Origin of the sequence: Salinimonas profundi (assembly GCF_014750655.1) — a bacterium.
Taxonomy (GTDB): Bacteria; Pseudomonadota; Gammaproteobacteria; order Enterobacterales; family Alteromonadaceae; genus Alteromonas; species Alteromonas profundi_A.
In genome coordinates this window covers 60,770-85,370 of the sequence record NZ_JABBXD010000009.1, presented here as the reverse complement: position 1 = coordinate 85,370, position 24,601 = coordinate 60,770, and the positions used below count along the sequence as shown (strand labels likewise).

The window sequence follows — 24,601 nt, the reverse complement described above, 5'->3', positions numbered from 1 at the left end:
GATAGCAGGCTCCTGAATACCATATAAAATTGTGTTGGAAAGCTTACCGTCAGAACAGCAGTGCTGTCACCTGACAATAACGTTAATATTGTTACTAAATTTCAATAAGAAAGGACGGCAGGCGGTGTAGATTCATGACATTTGTGTGACTGACTTGTGTGTTCTGAAGAAAAAAGCGATGATCACAGTTTTCCAGCGGTTCAGTTTTTTAAGGTTTTTATGAAGATTCGCGCATTAGTTATTCTTGCCTGCCTTTTTGTTCTTTCTGCGTGTTCCGAGCCTGACATCGATAATGCACAGACCGTTGTACAGTCGTCTGGCGATAACAGAGTTTCAGCAAAGGGGCGCTGGATTCGTGAAGCTGACGGGCAAATTATGCAGGATCCTCAAACATCGGGTTTATCGGTCTGGCAGGGCAAATTGGTGTCGATTTCCGATGGCAGCGCTCAGGCCGACCAGCAGCGCAGACTTCACGTAATAGACCCTGCCAGTGCTACGCTGATGGCAAAAAAAGAAGAAATGCGTATCGGGACTCAGGTACGACGAAGCTGCTTTTCTAATTATCTGGCTGATGAGCCCGATCTTGAAGCTCTGGTCGCCGATCCACAGGATCCGAATCTTTTTTATACCGTCACCGAAGATGCTACTCGCACCGGGGCGCTCTCAGCGCGCTGCCAGCAGCGATATAAAGATACCGGTTCTACCGATTATCCGACTCTGTTGGTGCGAATAGAGCGTACCAGCGAAGGGGATTTGTACATGTCGCGGGTGCGGCCGTTGCAATTTAGTCGCGAAATGAAAGTGGGCGATTTTCCCAATGATGGTATTGAGGGCATGGCGCTGGGCCCTGATAACACCCTCTATCTTGCACTGGAAAAGGATGCCAGGGGCATGCCGCGTATTTTCAGCGTTACAATGAATGACGGCTTTTGGGAAACCACAGATTTTATCGCAGTGAACGAGCCGGACATCCGGATGCCGCAGTGGAAAAACGGTAACCACCCTTTTAATGCATTGGAATACTATCATCACGAGGCACACAACAAAGGCTATTTACTGGCCATGGCGCGTAACGATGATGTGTTATGGATCCTTGATCCGAGTGGCAAGAAAGCGCCGCGCAGAGTACCCATGCGATTCTACGCTGAAACAGGTAGCCAGGAGTGTGAGGCAGATGAGGTGATGGACAATGCCTCTATAGAGGGAATTACCGTGATGGAAGGAACGCTTTGGCTGATCAACGATCCCTGGAAGGTTAACTACATGAAAAATGTGCAGTGCCAAAGCAATCAGAATCGATATGAAGCAATGGCACCACTGCTGTTTTCAACGCCGTTGAAGGCCGACTGGTTCGGCGAGCCGGCCAGGCAGTAACCTGCTATTTGCGCAGTTTTTCGGCAAACGTTTTTTTAAATTTTGCCAGCTTGGGTGCTACCACCATCGCGCAATATTGGTTTTGAGGATTATTTTTGAAATAGTCCTGATGATAATCCTCTGCCTGATGATAGTTGTTAAGCTCAACAACTTCCGTCACCACCGGGTCAGGCCAGATTTCCTCATGATTGATTTCATCAATAATGGCTTCTGCCTGCTGTTTTTGCGCATCGTCATGGTAAAAAATCACGCTGCGATACTGTGGTCCCACATCGTTGCCCTGACGGTTTATCTGAGTCGGATCGTGCAGTGCAAAAAAGATTTCTAATACTTCACGATAACTTAGCTTATCAGCATCGTACGTTACCCGCACAACTTCGGCATGGCCAGTGGTACCGGAGCATACCGATTTGTAGGTAGGATCGTCGGTCTCACCGCCGGCATAGCCTGACAGTGCGCTCTCTACACCCTCAACACTGTTGAACGCTGACTCAATACACCAAAAACAGCCGCCGCCTAAGGTTGCCTGTTGAATATTTGCCATTTTTGTCCCTCCTGTTTTCTCTACGCATAACGTGGAGGCTAAGCTAATCCTTCACAAGTCATCCGGGCAAATAATTAATTCGTATAACATGGTTCAATTTCTCGAAAATCGTGCCGGATATGATTATTTTTTACGACGGGCACTGTCCTTTATGCCGTGCTGAAATGCGTCACCTGCGCAAACATGATGACGATAACCAGATTACGTACGAGGATATCCAGCAAGAAGATTTTGCTACACGGTACCCGGATTTGAACTGGGATGACCTGAATAACCGCATTCACGTGAAATTGCCTGACGGGACGTTTCTTGAGGGCCTTGATGCTACTCATGCAGCATGGAAAAAAGTCGGCAAAGGCTGGCTCTATGCGCCACTTAGATGGCCGGTGGTCCGTCACGTGGCCGATAAAGCCTACCTGGCCTTCGCCAAACATCGTTACAAAATTTCCTATTGGCTAACCGGCCAGAAACGCGGCCCTGAGTGCGGAGGTAAGCATGAGTGATGTCATTATAGTCATCGGCGCGTCCGGAGGAATAGGGCAGGAGTTAGTGCATCAGTTGTCAGAACGCTACCCTGATAACATAATTTATGCCCTGTCGCGTAAGTCGCAAACCGCATCATTTTCAGACAACGTCAGGTGTATGAATATTCGCACTGACGATGAAAAAGCTATTCACGAATTTTGCAAATCACTGGATGCCAGCGATCAAAAAGTGCGGCTGGCAATCAGTACGGTAGGAATACTGCACGGTGAAGTAGACGGCTTGCAGATAGCACCGGAAAAGCGATTGGAAGATCTCAGCAACGGCCAGCTACTGCGTTATTTTCATGTCAACAGTGTGGTCCCCGCATTATGGCTGAAGCATCTGGTGGACCGCATGAGCGACCAGCCCAGCCAGATTGTCTGTTTCAGTGCCCGGGTGGGTAGTATCAGTGATAATCGTTTAGGCGGCTGGTACGGGTATCGGGCATCTAAAGCTGCACTGAACATGCTGCTGAAAACCGCAGCGGTAGAGTACGGCCGCAGAGCAAAGTCGACAACACTGCTTAGTTATCACCCCGGCACCGTTGATACCGGGTTATCCGAACCCTTCCAGCGTAACGTAAAACCTGAAAAGTTGTTTACGCCCGAATTCATCGTTTCACAGCTTTTAGCGCTCCTGCCAGAGCTTCGTGCTGACCAGAGTCCTTACTTCCTGGACTGGGAACACGAAGTGGTAACCTGGTGATACGCTTATCCCTTGTCTGAATGCGCTATAACTCAAGACTTTTGTATTGACTGCTGTTACCATTTTGAACCGTCTGACTGAGGACCCGAGCAAGAGGTGCACTGACACCGAGGCTGTGGGCCCTGTACAATAAAATAATAAGTCAGGCGACCAAAACAACAAATAACAAACGTTGAGGGGAAGCTGTATATGAGCGGCGCCAGAGAACAGTTCGGATCGCGCCTCGGTTTTATTCTTGCTGCAGCAGGATCGGCCGTTGGCATTGGTAATCTTGTAGGGTTTCCGGTAGGAGCAGCGAAAAACGGCGGCGGTGCATTCTTATTAATGTACGCCATATTTGTTTTTGCTATATGTTTACCGGTCATGTTGGCTGAGATGACCGTTGGTCGTCACGCTAGAAAAGACCCGCTGGGCAGTTACAATCAGCTGAGTGGTGATAAGCCTGGCTGGAAAATAGCCGGATGGCTGTCCATTCTTACACCGTTTATGATTGCGGTGTTCTATCTCGTCATCACCGTGTGGATCTTTGGCTACCTGTTTGAGGCTGTCACCGGCGACCTCGATGTTCTGGCAAATCCTGATACCTTTGGTAATTTCATTAATTCCCCGAAAATTTTTCTCTACATGGCCGGTGTGGCGACTGTGGTTTATTTAATTCTGCAGGGTGGTGTCAAAGAGGGCATTGAAAAGGCCGCGAAGCTGCTGATGCCGTCGCTGTTCATTATGCTTTTGCTATTGGTTATTTTCGTGCTGACCCGCGATAACGCGATGGCGGGTGTCGAGTTTTATTTGATTCCTGATTTTAGCAAAATTACCGCCTCGGTTATCAACGGTGCGCTGGCCCAGGCGTTTTTCTCGCTGTCGCTGGGTATGGGCATCATGATTACCTATGGAAGTTATATCGCCAAAGAGGCTGATGTCCCTAATTCGGCAAAGCTGGTGGCGATTACCGATACGGCTGTGGCATTTACTGCCGGTCTGATGATTTTGCCTGCCATCTTCTCGTTTAATCCGGATACTAATCCTGCTGAATTAAGTGATTCTTCCATTGGCATGATTTTCACCTTCCTGCCAAAAATCTTCCTGGCATTACAGACCAGTATCGGTTACCTGGGGGCTTCGATTGTAGCCAGCATATTCTTTTTGCTGGTGTTCTTTGCCGCGATTACCTCTCTGGTCTCTATCTTCGAAGTTCCGGTGGCGGCACTGATGGATGAAAAGGGCGTAAGCCGTAAAAAAGCGCTGGGGATTCTGGGCGTGTTGTTGGTGATTCTGGGCTGTTTTTGCGCTTTGTCATTTGGTTTTGTAGATTTCTTTACCTCATTTACCAGTTACGCAGGCGCGTCAAAATCCTTTTTTGACGTCATCTATGATGTGTTTTACGACACCATATTGCCGCTCAATGGATTTTTGATTTGTATCTTTGTTATCTACCGCTGGAAGCGCCACAACTTTAACGAAGCGCTTCATGAGGGGGCACCAAACTATAAGGGAAGTCTGTTCGAGCGATATGTCGATATTTCGCTGGGCACGTTTATACCGGTCATACTGCTGGTCATTTTCATTAATACGGTGCTTCTGAAATACTTTGATATTTCGCTTTACGCCAGCATCTCGGCGGCGTTCTAGTTAAATCATGTCATAGGGGCTGGCATACGTTGGCGTCAGCCCCAGACGTTGCCAGCTTGCGGTTGCATCTATACGTTTACCTGCTGGGCTGAGCATTTCATACCCCTCATTAAATTCAGGCTCTGCCAGCGACCGCTGTCGTGCGCAGGCCGGATAATAATCCCCTCGTTTGGGGTGTTCCAGACTGCATAAATGATAGGTGATTCCAAACTCAGGGTTGGATAGCCACTGATGTATTGCCGAGCAAACATCTTCGCCGTGCACAAGATTAACCACCTGTTCGCCCTTATCAAGCTGTCTGCCCGCCAGAAAATTAACCGGATGACGATCGGCGCCGACCAGTCCTGCTAATCTGAACACTGCCGCTTTATGAGAATACTGCCTGAGCAGATGCTGTTCGATTTCAACATGCGCTTTGCCTGATGGCGTCGTTGGTGCAACAGGCGTTTTCTCTGTCACTGTGTTTTCGCTATCGCCGTAAACGGCGGTTGTGCTGATAAATATCAGTGCTGACGCGTCGTTGGCAAAAAACTCGTCGATGAGCGCGCACATCTGCGGAACAAATTCAGGATCGAGCGGCTTTTTGCGCGCACCCGGCGGAATATTTAACACCACGGTACTGTGTTTTGCGGCTTGTGTGAGCTGCGATACGTCATCGCCAAGCTGAAAGGTAAACGGCGTGACACCTAACTGGCGTAACGCGGACACATTGTCTGCACGTTGTGTTGTGCCGATAATATCGGTGGTGGAGGCCGTTGCAGCCAGCTGTTTTCCCAGCCAGCCACAACCACAAAGTGTAAGTGCTGTCATTCAAATAAGCGCCTGAAAGAATCGTGACACCTATCCTAGCACAGACTCTTACATACGATTGCTATGGCGCTCAATGTTGATTAAATCCAGCTCATCCAGCCCCGGAATGGATTTTTGCATTTTGCTTTCTGCCACATCGGCGTCGCGAAGGACGTCGCACAGATCTTCAGCCCGGTGCTCAATGGATTCGGCCTGGCTCTCGAGGCGCTCCTCAAGATTTTCGCCGAAGTTTTCCATCCGGTCAGCAAACTCATCCATATCGCCATCACCACTAACAATTTGTGAGCCAATGGCCACCAGCAGCTTACCGGTCGCTTCGCTCACCATATCCTCAATACGGTCTTCAAACTTATCTTCCCAGGCACTGTCGAACCAGCCGTCGTCCTCAAAGTCGTTGCCAGTCACACGAATACTGCCGTCTTTGGTGTAAAAATGTTGCTCCATTTCACCACGCATTTCTTTTAGCGTGCCCTGAAAATCACGCACCAGCTCATCATCAGGCCCAAGCAATTCTCCGAAGACTTCGCCTACTGCGGTACCGGCCAAATCAATGCTGTCCGAGACCAGGCTAACTGTCATCGGTACCGCCTCATCTATTGCAGTGCGGTAATCTTCAACATGTTGCTGCTGATCATCGTTCAGGGAAACGGCTTCACCATCTATCGTCAGAAAATTATCCGGTGTGATGGTCATGACACTGCCATTTTCCATCTCAACCGTGATCATTTTCTTATTGTATTCAAGATTTCCCTGCAGGTTTACGTCACATTCATTGTCATGCGCCATGACAGACGTGGTCAGTAGTGTCGATACAGCCAGAGCTAACGCGCGTAATTTCATTGCATTTCCTTTTTACAAATCTGAGGTTTAATTAATACGATAACTGACTAGCTACAGCACAGGATGTGCCAGTAGTTTTTATTTTTAATAATCAATAGTATACGTTTTTTGTGCGAAAGCACCGCACTGTCTGTAACGATTGTTTGGTTTATTTCGCTAAATTATGGCTTTTTGAGCCAGCGCAATAAAACAGAAAAATGTTTAATCAAAATTACTAAAATGATGTCTGATGATGCATAATAAAGCATCAAATTGAACATCTTAGCAGCGCGCAGTAGTGCAGTAATCCTATTACTGAGTGAATGCGTGCTGAGGTACTTATAAGGCTTAAACGATGAGTGAATGGATGGGCGCCCTGGGTTTTGGCATTGGTTTGCTGGCGTTTGTACTCGGTATGACCAGCATAATTATGGGCTTTATGGGAAGTGATACCGGGGCCAGGGGCATGCAGCACAAAATAGAATATGGCTTTTTTGGTGTATCAGGCCTGGTGGTATGCCTGCTCATGAGCTACGCACTGGCCTGATACGCTGTCAGGCGACGCTCAGGTATCAGCGTCGCTGCTTTGGGATGCCAATGCTGGCATCGTTTCATATTGCTTAGCTGGCATTGCGCGATTAGCATTCCAGGCCAGTAAATGGCTGTCACGCTGATAAGCACGTAAATCGAACACATCCAGCATGGCCATCACGTGGTCAAAAATGTCAGCCTGCACAGCTTCAAATTCGACCCATGTTTTCTCAGTAGAAAAGCAATACAGCTCAAGGGGAATTCCAAGTTCGTTGGGAGGAAGCTGGCGCACCATGACCGACATCGTCTGGTTTATCTTCGGATGTTGGGTCAGATATTTGGAGAGATAGGCGCGAAACGTCCCGATATTGGTCAGTTTACGACTATTGAGCAAGTCCGTCTCGTCGATTTTTTCATCCTGATGATATTCACGAAGCTCCGTTAATTTTCCATCTATGTAGTCTGTCAGTCGGCGAATTTTTGAAAAGCGGTCGAGCATCGCCTTATCGCACAGACGTATAGAATGTATGTCGATATGAATAGCACGCTTAATGCGACGTCCGCCCGATTCCTGCATCCCACGCCAGTTTTTTACCGCCTCATTAGTTAGCGAGTAGGTGGGCAGAGTAGATATTGTCATATCCCAGTTTTGCACCTTAACGTTGGTCAGGCCAATTTCCCGGATCTCCCCATCCACTTCAAATTTGGTGATTTGGATCCAGTCCCCGTTTTTGAACATTCGGTTTGCTGCTATCTGTATACCAGCGACAAAACCCAGAATGGTATCTCTGAAAATCAGTAACAGTACCGCCGCCAGGGCGGTGACACCGGATAATATAAACAGTGGGTTGCGCTCAATGATGATTGAGATGCATAACAACAAAACAATAATGGTAAAGATTAACTTGGCCACCTGAATAAAACCGGTGATGGGTGTCCGGTTGGCCAGATAAGAGGCGTTATACATGTCTTCGAGTGTGGATAACACCGCAAAAATCGTGAGCAGGGCGACAGCCATCATGTAAAGCAATGACACCTTGATGACGACCCCGTAAAGTAAGCCATCCTGTTGGATAAGCACCGGGGTGAGCAGGAAGATGACCAATGCAGGTACAAGATGTACCAGCCGGCGAAAAAAGCCGTGGTTGAGTAGCGCATCATCCCAGCCGCTGCGGGTGCGTTTAACCAGACGTTCTATATAGAGACGAAAAAGTACACGAATGGGTACGTAGATGACCGCAGCGGTAACGAAAATAGTACCCACCGCAATCACGTTAAAAAGCGCGTCGTCAGGGGTTACCGTCGGCAGCAGTTTATGTACTATGGTAAGGAATAGCTCTCTGGCTGATTCACTAAAATCCAAACTATTTCTCCAAAAAGTGTCTGATACGCTGGTCTTTGGACCGCCATAACGCATTCAGCCAGTGTTGAAAGCCGGTTCTGAATTGCTCGTCCCGGAAATAATCGCCTTTAGACTGTGGTGGTAGCTCCAGTACGTTGACATCCACAATAATGCGCCGCATTTGACCACTTAACATAGCCATCATCGGATGCTTGCGGTTATCCGGGTACAGCAGTGAAATATCAAGAATATTGGTAAATAGATCACCCATCGTAGCCATGGTAAAAGCGATACCGCCTGCCTTTGGCGGCAGCAGTGCAACATAGTCACTTTTTTTGGCTGCGTGTTTAGCGGGCGTGAACCGGGTGCCTTCCACAAAATTAATTACTGTGGTGGGCGTCTCAGTAAAGCGCTGACAATAGCGCTTGGTAGTTTCAATATCTTTACCTGCCAGGTGCGGATTTTTAGCCACAAACGCCCGTGAATAACGCCGCATAAATGGCATGTCCAGTGCCCAGGCACCAAGGCCGACAAACGGAAGCCAGATAAGCTCTTTTTTAAGAAAAAATTTCGGTGCCGGAATACGGCCAGCAGCAAGCTCAATAAGTAAGATAATATCCAGATAACTGAGGTGATTTGCCACAATCAGATACCAGCTTTGCAAAGACACGGGGGCACTGAATTGTCTTTCAATTTTTATCGGGTTAAAAAGACAAATCATTGCCACGCTGATTTTTCCAAATGCGAACATACAAAAATGCATCACGCTGGCCAGCATCCGACGAAAACCCTTGATGGGGATAATCAGTTTGATGAACCCCAGCCCGATAATAAGCGATGCCCACAACGCTAAATTAGCAATCTGCAAAGGGGTGTGGATGAGAAATATTAAAGGGGCAAGTACTACTCTTAACATGGCGCTTTACGATCTTAACGTGGTCAGTAACTGGTCTTTTTCGGTCCAGCGGCTGTTCAGCCATTGCTGAAAGCGCTCACGCTGCTCGGGATCAGAAAAATAGGTATCACTGAAAAAGCCACCGTCGATAATATCTTTGATGGGTGTAACCATCACCTCAACCCGTATATCTTTGACTTTACCACTAACAAAATCCCAGAATGAAGGAACGCCGTTGGGATAATCAATAGTGACATCAATCAATTTATGCAACTGGCCACCCATTGCTGAGAGCACAAAGGCAATACCACCAGCCCGCGGCTTAAGTAGATGTACAAACGGCGAGTCTTGCGCGTCATGTTTAGCGGTGGTAAATCGGGTGCCCTCAACAAAATTCATAATACTGACCGGCTTATGCTGAAACTTTTCACAGGCCCGGCGGGTGGTTTCCATATCTTTGCCTTTCATGTGCGGATTTTTCGCCAGAAACGCTTTGGTGTACCGGCGCATAAACGGAAAATCCAGCGCCCACCATGCCAGACCAAGGATCGGCACCCAGATAAGCTCTTTTTTCAGAAAAAACTTCAGAAACGGAATGCGACGGTTGAAGATACGCTGAAGCACCAGAATGTCTACCCATGACTGGTGATTGGCCATGACCAGGTACCAGTCCCGCGGTGTCAGTTGATTAAGGCCGTTGACGTGCCAGGTGGTATTACTCAACACACGCTGATTTAAATTATTGACGCCGATCCAGGCGGTGGCGCAGCTATCAAGAAAATAGGTAATGAACGTTCGCCACGGTTGGACGGGAATAAGTTTGCACACGGATAACAAAATAATGGGTGTGGCCCAGATGACCGTGTTGATAAAATAAATTGTAACCGAAACTACGCCAAGTAAATGATGGCAAAGGTTTTTAAGCATGACATTCACCTTTTATATTTGGCGCTTAGTGTAAACGAACTTGAACCAAAAGCCGATAGACCGTTTACTGGTAATAGATAAATTAACGAACACCGGAGAGAACGATGGAAGGTCAACCTATAAAATGTAACGCTGCGGTCGCCTGGGAAGCAGGCAAACCGTTGTCGATTGAAGAAATTGAAGTGGCACCACCTAAAGCCGGGGAAGTAAGAATTAAAGTATTGGCAAGCGGTGTGTGCCATACCGATGCCTTTACTCTGTCTGGCGACGATCCGGAAGGAACATTCCCGTCAATCATGGGACATGAAGGGGGCGGCATTGTCGAGTCAGTGGGCGAGGGAGTGACTTCTGTTGAGCCCGGCGACCACGTTATTCCACTGTATACCCCCGAATGTGGCGAATGTAAGTTCTGTAAATCAGGTAAAACCAATCTGTGCGGTAAAATTCGTGAGACACAGGGCAAAGGTCTGATGCCTGATGGCACCACGCGCTTTTCTAAAGACGGACAAACCATTTACCACTACATGGGCACATCAACGTTCAGTGAATACACGGTACTGCCTGAAATCTCCCTGGCCAAGGTGAATAAAGAAGCTCCGCTGGACGAAGTTTGTCTGCTTGGGTGTGGTGTGACTACCGGTATTGGCGCTGTGCTTAATACTGCCAAGGTAGAAGAGGGCGCAACCATTGCCATTTTCGGGCTGGGTGGTATCGGCTTATCAGCCATTATCGGTGCAACCATGGCTAAAGCGGGTCGCATCATTGCCATTGATATCAATGAAGATAAGTTTGATTTAGCAAAACAACTGGGCGCCACAGACGTTATTAACCCTAAAAAATATGATAAGCCAATTCAGGAAGTCATTGTTGAGCTGACTGACGGCGGTGTGGACTATTCCTTTGAGTGTATTGGTAATGTTGATGTCATGCGTTCGGCGCTGGAATGTTGTCACAAAGGCTGGGGCGAGTCGGTGATCATTGGCGTAGCAGGTGCCGGTCAGGAAATCTCCACGCGCCCGTTTCAGTTAGTGACCGGTCGGGTCTGGCGCGGTTCTGCTTTTGGTGGTGTGAAGGGCCGCTCGGAACTTCCCGGTATGGTAGAGCAGTACCTGAACGGTGAAATTCCGCTGAAAACTTTTATCACGCACAAAATGCAACTGGTTGATATCAATGATGCGTTTGATTTAATGCACGAAGGAAAAAGTATTCGTTCGGTGGTTTACTTTGATAAAACGGAGGCCAGCTAATGGAGTTGATTGCTGAAAACCGGGCATTCGGTGGCAGACACTGCCGCTATAAGCATGCTGCTTCGACGGTAAACTGTGAGATGACGTTTGCTATCTTTCTGCCGCCGTTTGCGTCTGAAGATAATCCGGTGCCGGTGCTGTACTGGTTGTCGGGTCTCACCTGTACAGATGAAAACTTCATGCAAAAGGCCGGTGCAATGAAGCTGGCGGCAGAATTAGGCATGGCGATCGTAGCGCCGGATACCAGCCCGCGGGGCGATGATGTACCAGATGACAGTGACGGCGCTTACGACATGGGGCTTGGCGCCGGCTTCTACGTGAATGCCACCCAGGCGCCGTGGAAAACCCATTATCAGATGTATGATTATGTCACCAAAGAGCTTCCCGAGCTTATTGAATCCTCTTTTCCGGTCACCGGTGAGCGGGCTATCAGTGGACACTCTATGGGCGGACATGGTGCGCTGGTAATTGGCTTAAGAGCACCAGAGCGTTATGTGTCAGTCTCTGCGTTTAGTCCGGTTGCTAACCCCACGCAGTGCCCGTGGGGCGAGAAAGCGTTCAGCCAGTATCTGGGCGAAGACAGGGAGCTGTGGAAAGAATATGATGCCGCCTGCTTACTGGCTCAAAAGCAACATTACGTTCCGTTGCTGGTGGAACAGGGGCATGCCGATCAGTTTTTAAATGAGCAGCTTAAGCCTGAAGCGCTGGTTAATGCCGCGCAGCAATCTGATACACAACTTACGTTAAATATGCACGAGGGGTACGATCACAGCTACTTCTTTATTGCGTCATTTATCGATGACCATCTGCAATTTCACGCCAGTCACTTAGGGCTGATTTAATCAAAAAGGCGGCTATGGCCGCCTTTTTTACTCTCAACTGTATCGGTCACTGTGCCGCACGCTTTTCGATTTTTCTGCTCACGGCAATCCAGGATGCGCGTTGTTTTTGTATGGCGCGACTTACCGGGCTGGCCACATTCATAAAGTGAAAGGTCTTCATTTTGGCCAAACGATTGAGGGAGTAGTCTGAAGGCAGACCTGCCGCACTCAGAAACCGTTGTTTCATGACCTGCTGCTGGGGATCCTGCTCGCTGAAACCTGAATCCATTAACAGCGAGTACGCCTTAAGCGTTAGCGCCTGGTTGGCTCTGCGCAGTTTTGAGACTGCTGCTACATTCACCAGAATCAAACACACCATAGCGGCAACATTGGGTAACGTAGCGATCGCACTCACCGTGGGGTAGGCGCTCAGTCGCTGCGCATAGACAGCATCAAAATTGTTGTAGGTCGATACACCCATTGCTGCAATGAGTCCGAAGCTGATAAGGATAACCGCAAGAATCAGCCGTATTGCTTTTTCACGGTCGCTAATAGCACTTTCTAGTTCAGTCATAATGATGTTCGCTGATCAGATACACCCGTATGCTATCGTTGTTCGCAGGATCAGTGCAACGCGGATCCGATGGTAGTATGTACTATGCGATAATTTGCATGTACCTCTATAAGCCAGCGCTAAAAATACAACCCGACAAAGGCTCCCCGGTTGCGTTTGGCTACGGCCTGCATAAAGGCAGCGAACTGCTGGGCGTTCCCGTTTCTGGGCCGGTTGAACCCGATCCCATGTATTCGCACTTTTGCGCGCCCGCTCTGGTCGGCATTTTTACTGGTTATTTGTGATACTACACTGTCCAGGTCAGCGGGACGATAGTCGTCACCAAATACATAAAGACTGACTTTGCCCTGGGTGCTTCCGTACAAATCCAGCGCGTCATTGATACCCACTTCAGGGGCACTTGCCCCGCCTCTGAAACCGGCAAGACGTGAAATCGCTTTGTCTCGCATCGACTGACTGTCGCTAAGCCACTTTCCGCGCTGCGATGAGTACATATGCGTACCATCCGCTGCCATTATCTGAAATCCCTTCATTTGCGGGTGAGATTTTATAATGTCTTTGACGACCTGGGTGACCTTCATCCAGCTGCTACCCGATGACATTGAGCCGGAGTTATCAATCACAAAAACAACATAATCTGCATCGGTGGGGATGCCGCCAACTTCTTCGTCAGGTTCCTGCGCGCTGTTTTCAACGTTTAGACGCGCATTGGCCTGACGGATTTCCTCGCGTAGCGATTTTGCTTTGTCCTGGAGCTGAGCCAGCGTTTGCTGCGCACGGGGAATAGAAGTTTCCAGGTTTTTCTGTTGCTCGGTCACCGAAGCTGACTGCGCCTGTGCCGCGGCCAGTTCCTGTTGCTTGTCAGATAGCGCGCCCTTTAGTGATTCCACCGACTGCTGGGCAGCCAGCACATTTTCAATCAGTACCGACAAATCAGCAGAACCCTGCTCAGTATCCTGCTCGCCATTCTTCGCCAGCAATACAAGCATGATGACCGCGCCGAATGCGCAGGAGATAATATCCAGAAAGGACAGATTGAATACTTCAATGGGAGGCCGTTTTATACGTCGCATCAGGGCCACTCCGGAGCAGGGGATAAGAATGTACCGCCATTACTGTTGGTCCAGCTCCAGTATAGAGAGGGCGCGAAAGGGTCACCTTCGATGGGCAGTAAAATCACATTGACGGTGACGCCACGGGGGCCTCGCTTGACGGTTTCCAGAAATAGTAGCTGCCGACAGTCTGATGAAATTGATTTTTTGCTACTGATGAAGTTTTTGCATTTAAGCGGCAGGCCCTCCCCCAGTGTTGGTAAGCCATCTGTTATCAGATAAAGATCCGTAAGATCGGGATTTGCGCTCATCATGGTTGCCAGCCCGTCCTGTAGGTTCGTCCCGCCGTCAGGCACAATCTCGCCAATCTGTTTAGCAATCGCTTTGAGCGAACCGCTGGCTCCGGCGGTGTTAACCGGTCGCATACCCAGAACCGACGCCGTGTCGGAAAACGCCACCACAGAGACTTTTGAGGTCGGCGGCAAACGGGCCAGCAGCCAGTTGGCGACCCGTCGCGTCCGGCGCCATTTAGCACTGGCGACTTTTTTGTTATCGGGTAAAGCCAGCTTACTCAGTACCTCAATGAGATTATCGCCCATCATTGAAGCACTTTTATCAATCAGAATACCAATATGTTTGCCTTCAACCCGCATACCTGTGATGTAGTTTTGTTCACCGGTGCCGCTCATCGCGATATTGGCATCCGGTGTAGGGATACTGGCAACGGCTGCTAACTGGTTCTCTAAATCAGCAACCACCGCTAACTGAGAGGAAATATCCTGCAGCAGCTTTTTCTGTTGCTGGGTGGTTTCATTCTGATTTTGCTGTGATGCATCCTGTTTGCCCGCTTCCATGGCGATTTTATCATTGATTTCATCAATGGATTTTTGCAGTTGAACCTGCGCATCCTGCGCTGCGGCCAGTTCAGACTCCAGCTTCTTCTTTTCAGGTGCTGCGGTGTCGCTGAAAGCGTTAAAGTCCACCAGAATGAATATCAGAATGACAGCGCCTAACCCGCATGCCATTACATCCAGGAAGGACAGGTTAAAGCCATCTTCGGTACGCCGCTTATATTTCATAACGGCCTAGTTATGCAGGTGCGACAGCAAGTGCTTTTCACAGGATTCCTGGGTGCGCAGCACCATGGCGTCCTGCCGGGCATTAAGCAGATGCATAAAAAACATCAGTATCAGGGAGATAAATAATGCCACCAGCGTGGAGTTAAACGCGACGCCCAGTGAGGCAGTCATACCTGAAATATCACCAGCCAGCGCAGCGTCTGCCTGAGCCAGCGCCTGTCCGATCCCCCGCACCGTGCCCACAAAGCCAATGGACGGAATCGCCCAAATGATATAACGAATCATGTTATTGCCGCTTTCAAGTTGCGCAGAAAGGTTATCGACAGACGACTCAATGGCATCGGCCGCATGCTGCACATTGCGGGTGTTACGAAAGCGTCGGATACAGTTTATCCAGGTGGCCATTGCCGGATTCTCACTATAAGACGAGGCGTTCAGTTCAGTGAGGGCTTCATCAACATTCAGCGGTTGTGACTTATCATGATCTTTTAAAAAGTCGCGGGTATAAAGCGGTTCTTCATCCACCAGGCGCCACAATTTGAACAGCATTAAAAAGATGCAAAAGAACATGAGTGAGAGGCATATTTGCTGTTCCAGGTCTTTAAGAATGACCCAGATGGAACTCAGCGAAGACGTCCCCTGTGTGGCCAGAATCGACTCAGCAGCCGGGCGTACCACGCTCGCGTAAAACAGATGAACCAGCGTAAAGCTTGCAACCAGCACGATGATACTGGTGACAAGGTTAGGGTTCATAGATGCATTATTGTTTTTAGTCATAATTACGGCCGTAGTATGCATTTAAATGTTGGTGGGGAAATCCTGCGGTGCGTCCAGTGAAACAAAGTACGCCGCAGCGGTTCCTGTGATGGCAATAAGAATTGCAGCGATGAGTATTTTCTTTTTCATGGCACTTCCTTTAATTCAGGTACCGAGCAATCCGAAAGCCAATATCGTCCTGTGCGTCTGACTCTCCGGTACGCATGCTGGCACGCAGACGTTTCAGCCTGCCTGTTTTGAATGAGCCCCCTTTTACAACGTGGGACGAACTTGGCGCACTGCCCAGGTAGTCTTCTTTCGCGGCACCATTATCAGGTGGCGACAGGGTATAAAAATCATGAACCCATTCTCTCACATTACCATCCAAATCAAACAAGCCGCCGCGTTCGGGGTCAAAGCTTCCTACCGGCGCCTTTCCTTCAAAGCCGTCGTTATAATCTTTTAAGGTGAACGTTTGCTTACCCTTTAGCGAGGCATCAGCAAAATTGCCCTGCTTATCGCGCAGCCTGTCCTGACTGCCCCAGACATATTTGGTGGTTGCTGCACGACGGTGCTTCTTGGCGGCATACTCCCACTCAGCTTCGGTGGGCAATCGATACCCTGTGGATGCCGGGTCAATACCGCGCAGCCCGCCTTTTTCAATGATATAAAATGGTGCAAGGCCTTCCTGTTCACTCAGCCAGTTGGTAAATCTGGCCGCGTCCAGCCAGCTCACATCGGATACCGGTTTTTTTGAGCTGTCATTACTCCCTTTAAAGCGAGCGTACTGGGCTTCGGTAATCTCGTGTTTGGACAGCCAGAAAGCGCGGGTAAACGTCACCGGATACTGATGTTCATTTCGCTGGCGTCCAGCTTCATTCGGTGCCGAGCCCATGACAAATGTATCTGGCTTAAGCGTTTCAAACTCGATGCCGATGGTTTGTGCAAACAGCGGCTGTCCCTCACGGCGTCGTGCATCAAATTCGGTCAGCAGCTCGGCATTGACGGATGTGAGTTTATTGGCTGAGGGTGTGACTGATTTGCTGACTGTACGATAGCCGGGCTTTCTAATCTCAATGGTGTGGGTAAGCGTCTGCAGTTGTGTCGTTAATGGTGTGCTGCCCGCCTTCTTACCATCAATAAATACCTCAGCGGGTAAATTGGCTTTAATAACCACCTCGCCATTGACCGGAGACAGATTGAAACGTAGAGAGGAGGTTTGGCCGGGGGGAAGATTAACCGATTGCTTTTGGGCCGCAAAACCGGGGGCGCTGTAGCTGACAGTGTGTTCTGTATTTGCCTCTACGCTCACTTCGCGGCCGGAAACCGGATTGCCGTCAATGGTCAGTAAGCCCTGTGAGGGGGATGTTTGTACGTTTAATATCGCCTGTTCAGGAATTAAACGGTAGTCCCGGCTCACCGCGTTGGCATCCGCGGTAATCATGATTTCATCGGTTATTGGTTCGTAACCGCTTAGCGAGACGGTGATCTTATGACTGCCACCGGACTGAGGCAGGGTTAAAGGCGTTTTCCCCACTGTTTCACCATCTATCTGCACACTGGCCCCTGAGGGTTGTGAGTTGATATCCACGGAACCTGAAACAGGTGTCAGAGAGAGGGTTTTTTCGATGGTTTCGGCAATATCTGCCTTGATATCTACTGAGGCGCTTTCATAAGCCGGATGCCTGGCAGTGACTGTGTAGGTTCCGGCAGGCACAGTCAGAGTAAGCTGTTTGGCCGTCGCGTGCGGCTTTTGATTAACAAACCACTGAATGTCGTTGTTGTTGGTATTGGTCGAAAGGGTCACCGTGGCTGGCAGTGGTGATAATTCGACGTTGATAGTAGAAGGGGAGTCGTCATCAATGTTTACGGTTTTCGCTGCAAACTTGGGCGCGCTGACAGTCACCGACGCGGGCAACCCAAGTACATACAGCTTATTTTCTATAAAAAAGCCGCTGCCGCTATGTACCTGAAACTGTGGGCTTTGCGCTGCACGCTCTGGCGTCACGGTAAACGTGTAGCCTTTTATCAAAAACAGCCATATCAGATAGCTCCCCAATGCTGCGACCAACAGGCAAACACTGGTCAGAACCACAACCCGGTTTTTATTCCGGTCGGATTTAATGGATGCATCTATACGACTCACCGGCATACTTCCTTCTTGTCCGAATATACATTCATCATCAGATTTTCTCATCACAAACCAGGCGAACTGACAGAGGAGACGTGCTCGCACTGACGGTTACCGAAATGATCTTTGAACGAAAGCCCTCACGACTACCTTCAAAGCGATAGGTGCCGGGCTTTAGTGAAATTTGCTTTTCATCCACCTGGCCCACCACCCCAACGCCCATGACTTTTATGTAGGTTTTGTTGTCTGAATACACCGTCACCGGTAGCGGCGCGTTAAAAGCTGACAGCGCAGATTCCAGCTCACCGACGGATGTTTTTAACGACGGGCTTAATACAGATATCTCTGTGGCCTGTTCGATAGTGCGCTGTGCATTTTCGCGGATCCGCGGATCCGCCAAACGTTCAGGACGCGCTAAATATTGCGCTATGCTCTGACGCGCCGCCAGCACCTTGTCAGCGTTCGTTCTGGCTAGTTGCAATACCTGACTTTGCGGATAGGACTGTATGCTTTTTTCAGCGAGAATGCTTACCGTCTTCCACTCATCGGCCTGCGCAAATATCCGAATCTGCGCTTCAGCGTCAGCCTGCCCAGCCGCATGCTGCTCCTGTTCGATTCTGGCGGTTAAGGTCGCTATCTGCGCATTGTCTGGTTTGCGTTTCGACGCCTGGGTTAACAGCTGTCTGGCCCGGTCATAATCTTTTGCTTCCACCGCTTTTAAGGCCTGAGCCAAAAGCGTACTGAACGCGGCCTCACCCATCTGGCGTTCAACCTGTGCAAGTGCCTGTTTGGCATTCAACTGTTCAGGGTCCAGCGAGACAATCTCCTGTAGCGCCCGATACTGTTTTTGCAGATTGTTTTCTACTTTGCCAACCCTGGCCTGTTCATAAAGCGCCTGGACCTTATCAAAAACATCAATGCGGGCTTTTAATGCCAGCGCCTTATCGTCTTCGGGTTTTACTTCAAGCGCCGTAGTCACGGCTGAGCGCGCATCATGGATATGGCCGTTCTTGTAGGCAAGGCGGGCTGTTTCCAGGGCAGAATCGAAAGCTTGTTCATACGCAGTATTAAACTGCAGCAGCGACGCATCAATCTTATCAAGTGCGTCTGACGCTGCGCTAAAGCGGCTTTGCCCATACTGAGCGTAAACATCCTGCAAATTGTTGCTCAGAGATTCAACCGTCTCAGGCTGCCAGTTACGTTTAGCGTCACTTATGGCTGAAAGCTGTGCTTTTGTCAGACTCAAACGCTCCTGTAGTGCGCGTTTTTCCTCATCACTCAACCCTTCAGCTTGCTGTGTCGGTTGACCATCCGTGGTCATGTCACTGTCGGTGGAAGCGGAAGCATCAGGCTTGTCTGACAATAGCGGCACGAGCAGGTAAAGTGCTACGGCAATCACTGCTGTTGCAATGGTCACCGCTACAAGCTTTATCAGCGTAGATTTGTGATGCTTTTTATCCTGATCGATATCCTTGTCTATACTGCTCACGTTATTTACCTGTCGTTACAACTGCTGATCAGGCGTTGCTTCAAGCTGATAGATTTCGTACAGGCGCTGACGAAGCTGGGTATGCTGCTCTGCTGCCGTCCCGGTTAACTCAATACTCTGGTCTTTAAATTCAACCACTTGCGGAGTAACTTTGATATCCAGGTTTTCACCTTTCTCTTCAAGAATATCCCGGACGCCCTGAATTTCCTTATTAGTTTTGACCGCATCAGCCAGCGAGACCGCTGCTGCAACACCAGCCACAGCTGCCCCTACCTGACCGGCTGTTGAGCCTGAATTTTTGCCCAGCAGTACTGCCGCTACCAGGCCAATTCCGGCTATCGCCTGCGCCTGCGTCCGTTCTTCTTTTTTACGGCGGATATCCGCTGCAATAGGCAGGGTTTCTTTTTGATAAGTACGATACACATCATGCGTTTCGGCATAGAACGTTTCGTAGCTATCCTGCAGGGAATCAACAAACTGGTTATCTTTTGCCTGGATTCGCTGAATGCGCTGATACATTGGGTCCTGGGCTGATGGCGCACCTTTTAACTCAAAATGCGCCTGAGAGGAGCCCCAGCTTTTCTCTTTTTCCAGATACGGGCTGAATGCTTCTGGCGAGTACATCGCGGCATAACGTAAGTCTGCAATTTGCTCAATCTCACGTTTGTCGCTTTCTGACTTTTTCATTAGCACGTCATAGATATGGGCCGCGATTTGATTAAATATGGGTTCGTAAGGGTTGCCGCCTTTACGAAATGCATCGCGGTAGAAGCCTTCACTGACCCGGTATTCAAATTCTTCTTCATCCCATACCCGGTTGGCCGCATCCATGATGCGAATACCAATTTCAACGGTCTCGGTATCAGAGTAATTGATTTTGCCCAGCACATAGATATCGGCGCTGGCATTGGCATCAGGTGTTACATTGATTGAGCCGAAAGCGTTAGTCTCCTGCAGGGCTTTTTTGGTATTGATGGCAAAGCGATTTGCCTCTAAGCGCCGGACCTGCGGCCAGATATCCTGCTCAACCACTTCTTCATCATCGATATTGCCATATTTGTCGGTCGGAATACCCGGATCAAAAACGGGAATGGCAACATCCAGGAAAATATTGGATGAATAATTGTATTTTCGCTTTGCATTGCCCAGCTCACCACCTGATTGCGGACCGCCCAGTGTCGGGCCAACGCTGGTGACATTGGTTTGTGTGCTCTGGCAACCAGCCAGAGCAATGGTTGCGGTGGCCAGCGCCACACCAAGTTTACGTGTCATTCCTTTGAGTTTTTTATTCAGCGTCACGTGAGTATCTCCCATAAACTGTTAACTACATCCGTATTCGTTCATTAATGACTGAAAGTGAGCTTTTTCACTGTCTGTGGTTGCTGCTTCCAGGCCTTGTTTGACTGCATCACAGACCGCAGAACTGCCTTGCTGCCCCTGGCCGCCGGCGTGAGAGCGGGTTTGGTCGGTGGTGGTATGCTGTTGTTGCGATTGCGTTGTCTGGTATTCAGTGGCTGCAGAGGCCTGTGCAGCAACACTATTATCAGCAGACTCGCTCTGCTGATCACCGGTCTCTGAACCAGCACCCGCATCCGCAAGTTTCTGTGCGCCGCTATCCAGTGCCTCTGACATACATTCCTCACTGGCGTTCAGGCTTTCTTCGAAATCGGCGTCCATCGCGGCTAACTGTTCTTCCCGGGTCATTTGAGCGTTATCAATATCCTCAAACTCGATATAGGCACAATCGCTGTAATAAATAGGCTCAGCATCGGTTGAAAACGCGGGGAGGGATGCGATGGCTGCACCCAGAGTAAGAAGTAAAGCGAGATGTCGGGAAAACACTTGCATCATTTTTTTCCTGTTTCTGTCAGATTCCGCCACCGGTAGGGGCGAAAACATTAAAAACAATACCGGTTGGTTAACTGGCCAACGGGCGATTTGTGAATAGCGTGCCTTCAAACGGCTTAACCAAACCTGAACAAGTGTATACAAAGGCTTCATCCATAAAGCGGTACGGGTATTAATTATGTGTTTTTACGTTCCCGTAACTGCGTAATTTATACACGAGCTATCAATAGAATAAAAGTTATAAATCAACGGGCTTCTTCATCTGCGACGATGATTTTTTGACTGTAAGATAAAGACAATCGTTCACACTTTTCTTACATTTTACGCACAGGGTACTTGAATAGAGCGGGGAATTCTGGCTCAATTAATTATAATACAATACTACGTTTGTGAGGTTTCATGAAATATACCGGTTCTAAGTCCGCTGCCGCGATTCGCGTGTTAGCCGCTGATGCGGTGGAAAAAGCAAAGTCAGGGCATCCTGGCGCACCAATGGGAATGGCTGATATCGCCACAGTACTGTGGCAGCAACATCTGAGCCATAATCCGTCCAACCCGGAATGGCCAAACCGGGACCGATTTGTGTTATCCAACGGTCACGGCTCGATGCTGCAATATGCCTTGCTACATCTGTCCGGTTACGACCTGCCTATCGAAGAGTTGAGTAACTTTCGTCAGCTACACTCAAAAACACCGGGGCATCCCGAATACGGCTATACCCCCGGAGTAGAAACTACCACGGGCCCGCTGGGCGCGGGTATTGCTAATGCAGTGGGCATGGCGATAGCAGAAAAAACACTGGCCGCTCAGTTCAACAAACCCGATTATGCGCTGGTGGACCATTTCACCTACTGCTTTTTAGGTGATGGCTGCCTGATGGAGGGGATTTCCCATGAGTCCTGTTCTTTGGCGGGTACCCTGGGTCTGGGCAAACTTATCGCCTTTTATGACGATAATGGTATTTCTATTGATGGTGAAGTTGAGGGATGGTTTACCGACGATACCGCTAAACGGTTTGAATCATATGGCTGGCAGGTTATCGCTGATGTAGATGGTCATGACAGTGACGCTATTGCCGCCGCCATCGAAAAGGCAAAAAGTCAGTCTGATAAACCGACCCTGATCAGCTGTAAAACGGTCATTGGTTTTGGCTCACCGAACAAAGGCGGCAGTCACTCAAGCCATGGCGCGCCATTAGGTGCTGATGAAGTCACTCTGATGCGTGAATTTCTAAATTGGAAGGACGAAGCATTCAGCATTCCTGATGATGTCTATGCGCAGTGGGATGCAAAAGAGGCGGGTGCACAACGCGAGAAAGACTGGAACGTGCTGTTTTCTGACTATGAGAATGCTTATCCGGAAGAAGCCAGAGAATTTAAGCGTCGGGTCATTGATCGGGCGTTACCGGAAAACTTTGCGCAAACATCAGCTGAATATGTGCAGGCTTGTCAGCAGGAGATGTCAGACATGGCCACACGCAAAGCCTCACAAAATGCGATTGGCTATTTTGCTTCGCAGTTGCCTGAATTGCTGGGTGGTTCAGCAGATCTGGCTGGATCAAATCTGACGCTGTGGCCTGAAGTAAAAGGATTACAGGACGATCCCGCCGGTAACTATATTTACTATGGCGTCCGCGAATTCGGTATGAGCGCGATCATGAATGGTATTGCGCTGCATGGTGGTTTTGTACCGTTTGGTGCCACCTTCCTGATGTTCATGGAATACGCACGAAATGCGGTGCGAATGGCATCTCTGATGAAAGCCAAAGATATTTTTGTGTATACCCATGATTCTATCGGCCAGGGTGAAGATGGTCCGACGCACCAGCCTGTTGAGCAATTAGCTAATCTGCGCATGACCCCTAACTTATCAACATGGCGTCCTTGCGATGCAACGGAAACTGCGCAGGCGTGGCGTCAGGCGTTGATAAAAAGTGGACCCAGCGCGCTGGTCTTCACTCGTCAGGGTACACAGTCAATAGCGCGTGATGCGTCTCAGGTCGAGAATATCGCCAAAGGTGGCTACATCCTGAAAGAGACGGATGACGCAAAACTGATTCTTATCGCAACCGGTTCGGAAGTGAATTTGGCGATGAATGCGGCACAGCAGTTGGAAGAAGAGGGGATTGCCGTGCGGGTGGTGTCTATGCCTTCAACTTCTTATTTTGACCAGCAGGACAAAGCGTACCGCGACAGTGTACTGCCAGCCGATATTCCTAAGCTTGCTATTGAGGCTGCGCACAGCGACTTCTGGTACAAGTATGTTGGTAGCAACGGCGACATCGTCGGGATGACAACCTTTGGAGAGTCCGCACCCGGTGCAGTACTGATGGAGCACTTTGGGTTTACGACTGAGAATGTGGTAACAAAAGCCAAAGCGTTACTTAAGTAGCGTTGCAACGATTTTTGATGAATAAAAAACCCGGCGCATGCCGGGTTTTTTGTATTTGTTGAGAAGCGCAGTTAACCAAGTGCGTTGAGTAAATCTTCCAGTTTTTCCTGATCAACGGCAAACTGACGGATCCCTTCACCCAGTTTGTCACTGGCCATTTTGTCCTGATTCATCTGCCAGCGGAAAGTCTGTTCACTGAGTACCGGGTCGCGTGGTGAAACCTGTTTGGCTGCAAACAATTTCTGTTCAAGTGCCGCTTCAGACTGCGCCAGTTCTTCTAGCAGAGCCGGACCGATGGTCAGGCGGTCGCACCCGGCCAGTTCCTGTATTTCGCTGGTATTTCTGAAACTGGCACCCATCACAATCGTCTGGAAATCATGTTCTTTAAAGTAGTTATAGATGGTTTTTACTGAAACCACACCCGGGTCATTGGCACCGTTGTAGTCCTGATCCGGCACATTGGCTTTATACCAGTCCAGGATACGACCTACAAAAGGTGAGATGAGGTAGGCACCCGCCTCAGCACTGGCGCGGGCCTGGGCAAAGGAAAACACCAGTGTGACGTTGCAGCGTATACCTTTGGATTCGAGAATGTGCGCAGCCTGAATGCCTTCCCATGTTGCAGCAATTTTAATCAGAACCCGGGAGGTATCCACGCCAGCCTCTTCATACAATGCAATGAGCGTGAGGGCTTTTTCAACCGTCGCCATGGTATCAAATGACAAGCGTGCATCGACTTCCGTTGAGACCAGGCCTGGTACCTGCTCCAGTAATTTACATCCAATCATCACCGCCAGTTTATCTGCTGCCAGCGCGACCACCTCATCGGCAGGGTTTTGCTGACGCGCCCAGTCCATCGCTTCTACACCCAGCGGCCGGAAAGCCTCTGACTGCATCGCTTTTAATAGTAAAGAAGGATTCGTCGTAGCGTCTTGCGGCTGATAATGCTCAATCGCATTAAAATCACCGGTATCTGCAACTACGGTAGTCATGGTTTTTAACTGTTCTAACTGTGTTGGCATACGCATTCCATAAAACGTGTCAGGGTTAAATGACAGGCTACTTACTTAAGTGCCCCAAAACGACGAACTGCAGGCAGGCTTGCCGGATAC

23 protein-coding genes are annotated in these 24,601 nt (G+C 49.2%); 8 read left to right on the top strand and 15 right to left on the bottom strand.

Annotation, left to right across the window (positions count from 1 at the left end):
- The first annotated feature begins 219 nt into the window (after positions 1 to 219).
- Positions 220 to 1,374: a hypothetical protein gene (locus HHX48_RS14480; RefSeq protein ID WP_191026145.1), complete on the top strand. Its 1,155-nt coding sequence runs from the start codon at positions 220 to 222 to the stop codon at positions 1,372 to 1,374.
- A gap of 4 nt (positions 1,375 to 1,378) precedes the next feature.
- On the opposite strand, the gene msrA is transcribed toward HHX48_RS14480, so the two are convergent.
- Positions 1,379 to 1,918: a peptide-methionine (S)-S-oxide reductase MsrA gene (gene msrA, locus HHX48_RS14475; RefSeq protein WP_191026144.1), complete on the bottom strand. Its 540-nt coding sequence runs from the start codon at positions 1,916 to 1,918 to the stop codon at positions 1,379 to 1,381.
- 119 nt (positions 1,919 to 2,037) lie between these two features.
- On the opposite strand from msrA, the gene HHX48_RS14470 reads away from it, so the two are divergent.
- The 3 genes from HHX48_RS14470 (at position 2,038) to HHX48_RS14460 (ending at position 4,777) form a co-directional block, all read left to right on the top strand.
- On the top strand, positions 2,038 to 2,421 hold the full coding sequence (locus HHX48_RS14470) for a thiol-disulfide oxidoreductase DCC family protein (RefSeq protein WP_191026143.1): 384 nt from the start codon (positions 2,038 to 2,040) through the stop codon (positions 2,419 to 2,421).
- Positions 2,414 to 3,148 carry an SDR family NAD(P)-dependent oxidoreductase gene (locus HHX48_RS14465; RefSeq protein WP_191026142.1) on the top strand — a complete coding sequence of 245 codons (735 nt, stop codon included), beginning with the start codon at positions 2,414 to 2,416 and terminating at the stop codon, positions 3,146 to 3,148. The genes HHX48_RS14470 and HHX48_RS14465 overlap by 8 nt, the downstream gene beginning before the upstream one ends.
- Before the next feature lie 189 nt (positions 3,149 to 3,337).
- Positions 3,338 to 4,777 carry a sodium-dependent transporter gene (locus tag HHX48_RS14460; RefSeq protein WP_191026141.1) on the top strand — a complete coding sequence of 480 codons (1,440 nt, stop codon included), beginning with the start codon at positions 3,338 to 3,340 and terminating at the stop codon, positions 4,775 to 4,777.
- On the opposite strand, the gene HHX48_RS14455 is transcribed toward HHX48_RS14460, so the two are convergent.
- Together HHX48_RS14455 and HHX48_RS14450 are read right to left on the bottom strand one after the other, a co-directional pair.
- Positions 4,778 to 5,587: an NAD-dependent epimerase/dehydratase family protein gene (locus HHX48_RS14455; protein ID WP_191026140.1), complete on the bottom strand. Its 810-nt coding sequence runs from the start codon at positions 5,585 to 5,587 to the stop codon at positions 4,778 to 4,780. It abuts the gene before it with no gap.
- Positions 5,588 to 5,635: 48 nt separating this feature from the next.
- Complete coding sequence (locus HHX48_RS14450; protein ID WP_191026139.1) at positions 5,636 to 6,427, bottom strand: DUF2884 family protein; 792 nt, start codon at positions 6,425 to 6,427, stop codon at positions 5,636 to 5,638.
- 334 nt (positions 6,428 to 6,761) lie between these two features.
- On the opposite strand from HHX48_RS14450, the gene HHX48_RS14445 reads away from it, so the two are divergent.
- Positions 6,762 to 6,953, top strand: a complete 192-nt coding sequence (locus HHX48_RS14445) for a hypothetical protein (RefSeq protein WP_191026138.1) — start codon at positions 6,762 to 6,764, stop codon at positions 6,951 to 6,953.
- 18 nt (positions 6,954 to 6,971) lie between these two features.
- Here HHX48_RS14445 and HHX48_RS14440 read toward each other — a convergent pair whose 3' ends face one another.
- From HHX48_RS14440 to HHX48_RS14430, 3 genes are read right to left on the bottom strand one after another with little or no spacing between them, the layout of a single operon-like run.
- Positions 6,972 to 8,300, bottom strand: coding sequence for a mechanosensitive ion channel family protein (locus HHX48_RS14440; RefSeq protein WP_191026137.1), 1,329 nt, complete (start codon positions 8,298 to 8,300; stop codon positions 6,972 to 6,974).
- A gap of 1 nt (position 8,301) precedes the next feature.
- Positions 8,302 to 9,195 (bottom strand): acyltransferase, encoded by an 894-nt coding sequence (locus HHX48_RS14435; protein WP_191026136.1) that lies wholly within the window; start codon positions 9,193 to 9,195, stop codon positions 8,302 to 8,304.
- A gap of 6 nt (positions 9,196 to 9,201) precedes the next feature.
- Positions 9,202 to 10,101: an acyltransferase gene (locus tag HHX48_RS14430; protein ID WP_191026135.1), complete on the bottom strand. Its 900-nt coding sequence runs from the start codon at positions 10,099 to 10,101 to the stop codon at positions 9,202 to 9,204.
- A 104-nt stretch (positions 10,102 to 10,205) separates the two neighbouring features.
- On the opposite strand from HHX48_RS14430, the gene HHX48_RS14425 reads away from it, so the two are divergent.
- The gene (locus tag HHX48_RS14425; RefSeq protein WP_223858418.1) at positions 10,206 to 11,348 is read left to right on the top strand and encodes an S-(hydroxymethyl)glutathione dehydrogenase/class III alcohol dehydrogenase; all 1,143 of its coding nucleotides are present in this window, start codon (positions 10,206 to 10,208) and stop codon (positions 11,346 to 11,348) included.
- A complete protein-coding gene (fghA, locus tag HHX48_RS14420) occupies positions 11,348 to 12,190 on the top strand; it encodes an S-formylglutathione hydrolase (protein ID WP_191026134.1) in 843 nt (280 codons plus the stop codon). The genes HHX48_RS14425 and fghA overlap by 1 nt, the downstream gene beginning before the upstream one ends.
- A 46-nt stretch (positions 12,191 to 12,236) precedes the next feature.
- Here the strand turns inward: fghA and HHX48_RS14415 are convergent, their stop codons facing one another.
- The 8 genes from HHX48_RS14415 to HHX48_RS14380 form a co-directional block, all read right to left on the bottom strand.
- Positions 12,237 to 12,743, bottom strand: coding sequence for a hypothetical protein (locus HHX48_RS14415; protein ID WP_191026133.1), 507 nt, complete (start codon positions 12,741 to 12,743; stop codon positions 12,237 to 12,239).
- 119 nt (positions 12,744 to 12,862) lie between these two features.
- Complete coding sequence (locus tag HHX48_RS14410; protein WP_191026132.1) at positions 12,863 to 13,816, bottom strand: VWA domain-containing protein; 954 nt, start codon at positions 13,814 to 13,816, stop codon at positions 12,863 to 12,865.
- Positions 13,816 to 14,874, bottom strand: a complete 1,059-nt coding sequence (locus HHX48_RS14405) for a vWA domain-containing protein (RefSeq protein ID WP_191026131.1) — start codon at positions 14,872 to 14,874, stop codon at positions 13,816 to 13,818. The genes HHX48_RS14410 and HHX48_RS14405 overlap by 1 nt, the downstream gene beginning before the upstream one ends.
- 6 nt (positions 14,875 to 14,880) lie before the next feature.
- Entirely contained in the window at positions 14,881 to 15,651 is a 771-nt protein-coding gene (locus tag HHX48_RS14400; RefSeq protein ID WP_191026130.1) for a MotA/TolQ/ExbB proton channel family protein, read from the bottom strand.
- Positions 15,652 to 15,790: 139 nt separating this feature from the next.
- On the bottom strand, positions 15,791 to 17,827 hold the full coding sequence (locus tag HHX48_RS14395; protein ID WP_223858416.1) for a PEGA domain-containing protein: 2,037 nt from the start codon (positions 17,825 to 17,827) through the stop codon (positions 15,791 to 15,793).
- Positions 17,814 to 19,250, bottom strand: coding sequence for a tetratricopeptide repeat protein (locus HHX48_RS14390; protein WP_191026129.1), 1,437 nt, complete (start codon positions 19,248 to 19,250; stop codon positions 17,814 to 17,816). The genes HHX48_RS14395 and HHX48_RS14390 overlap by 14 nt, the downstream gene beginning before the upstream one ends.
- Before the next feature lie 15 nt (positions 19,251 to 19,265).
- Positions 19,266 to 20,549, bottom strand: a complete 1,284-nt coding sequence (locus HHX48_RS14385; protein WP_317983510.1) for a hypothetical protein — start codon at positions 20,547 to 20,549, stop codon at positions 19,266 to 19,268.
- 21 nt (positions 20,550 to 20,570) lie between these two features.
- A complete protein-coding gene (locus HHX48_RS14380; protein WP_191026128.1) occupies positions 20,571 to 21,101 on the bottom strand; it encodes a hypothetical protein in 531 nt (176 codons plus the stop codon).
- A gap of 396 nt (positions 21,102 to 21,497) precedes the next feature.
- On the opposite strand from HHX48_RS14380, the gene tkt reads away from it, so the two are divergent.
- Positions 21,498 to 23,489, top strand: coding sequence for a transketolase (gene tkt, locus HHX48_RS14375; RefSeq protein WP_191026127.1), 1,992 nt, complete (start codon positions 21,498 to 21,500; stop codon positions 23,487 to 23,489).
- 71 nt (positions 23,490 to 23,560) lie between these two features.
- Here tkt and tal read toward each other — a convergent pair whose 3' ends face one another.
- A complete protein-coding gene (gene tal, locus HHX48_RS14370) occupies positions 23,561 to 24,511 on the bottom strand; it encodes a transaldolase (protein ID WP_191026126.1) in 951 nt (316 codons plus the stop codon).
- Between the last annotated feature and the right edge of the window lie 90 nt (positions 24,512 to 24,601).

Coding starts and splice junctions, on each gene's coding strand:
- HHX48_RS14445 (WP_191026138.1), top strand. CDS start 6,762: ATGAGTGAATGGATGGGCGCCCTGGGTTTTGGCATTGGTTTGCTGGCG.
- fghA (WP_191026134.1), top strand. CDS start 11,348: ATGGAGTTGATTGCTGAAAACCGGGCATTCGGTGGCAGACACTGCCGC.
- HHX48_RS14430 (WP_191026135.1), bottom strand. CDS start 10,101: ATGCTTAAAAACCTTTGCCATCATTTACTTGGCGTAGTTTCGGTTACA.
- HHX48_RS14470 (WP_191026143.1), top strand. CDS start 2,038: ATGATTATTTTTTACGACGGGCACTGTCCTTTATGCCGTGCTGAAATG.
- HHX48_RS14380 (WP_191026128.1), bottom strand. CDS start 21,101: ATGATGCAAGTGTTTTCCCGACATCTCGCTTTACTTCTTACTCTGGGT.
- HHX48_RS14455 (WP_191026140.1), bottom strand. CDS start 5,587: ATGACAGCACTTACACTTTGTGGTTGTGGCTGGCTGGGAAAACAGCTG.
- HHX48_RS14405 (WP_191026131.1), bottom strand. CDS start 14,874: ATGAAATATAAGCGGCGTACCGAAGATGGCTTTAACCTGTCCTTCCTG.
- tal (WP_191026126.1), bottom strand. CDS start 24,511: ATGCCAACACAGTTAGAACAGTTAAAAACCATGACTACCGTAGTTGCA.
- tkt (WP_191026127.1), top strand. CDS start 21,498: ATGAAATATACCGGTTCTAAGTCCGCTGCCGCGATTCGCGTGTTAGCC.
- HHX48_RS14465 (WP_191026142.1), top strand. CDS start 2,414: ATGAGTGATGTCATTATAGTCATCGGCGCGTCCGGAGGAATAGGGCAG.
- HHX48_RS14415 (WP_191026133.1), bottom strand. CDS start 12,743: ATGACTGAACTAGAAAGTGCTATTAGCGACCGTGAAAAAGCAATACGG.
- HHX48_RS14395 (WP_223858416.1), bottom strand. CDS start 17,827: ATGAGAAAATCTGATGATGAATGTATATTCGGACAAGAAGGAAGTATG.
- HHX48_RS14460 (WP_191026141.1), top strand. CDS start 3,338: ATGAGCGGCGCCAGAGAACAGTTCGGATCGCGCCTCGGTTTTATTCTT.
- HHX48_RS14425 (WP_223858418.1), top strand. CDS start 10,206: ATGGAAGGTCAACCTATAAAATGTAACGCTGCGGTCGCCTGGGAAGCA.
- HHX48_RS14435 (WP_191026136.1), bottom strand. CDS start 9,195: ATGTTAAGAGTAGTACTTGCCCCTTTAATATTTCTCATCCACACCCCT.
- HHX48_RS14450 (WP_191026139.1), bottom strand. CDS start 6,427: ATGAAATTACGCGCGTTAGCTCTGGCTGTATCGACACTACTGACCACG.
- HHX48_RS14480 (WP_191026145.1), top strand. CDS start 220: ATGAAGATTCGCGCATTAGTTATTCTTGCCTGCCTTTTTGTTCTTTCT.
- msrA (WP_191026144.1), bottom strand. CDS start 1,918: ATGGCAAATATTCAACAGGCAACCTTAGGCGGCGGCTGTTTTTGGTGT.
- HHX48_RS14410 (WP_191026132.1), bottom strand. CDS start 13,816: ATGCGACGTATAAAACGGCCTCCCATTGAAGTATTCAATCTGTCCTTT.
- HHX48_RS14400 (WP_191026130.1), bottom strand. CDS start 15,651: ATGACTAAAAACAATAATGCATCTATGAACCCTAACCTTGTCACCAGT.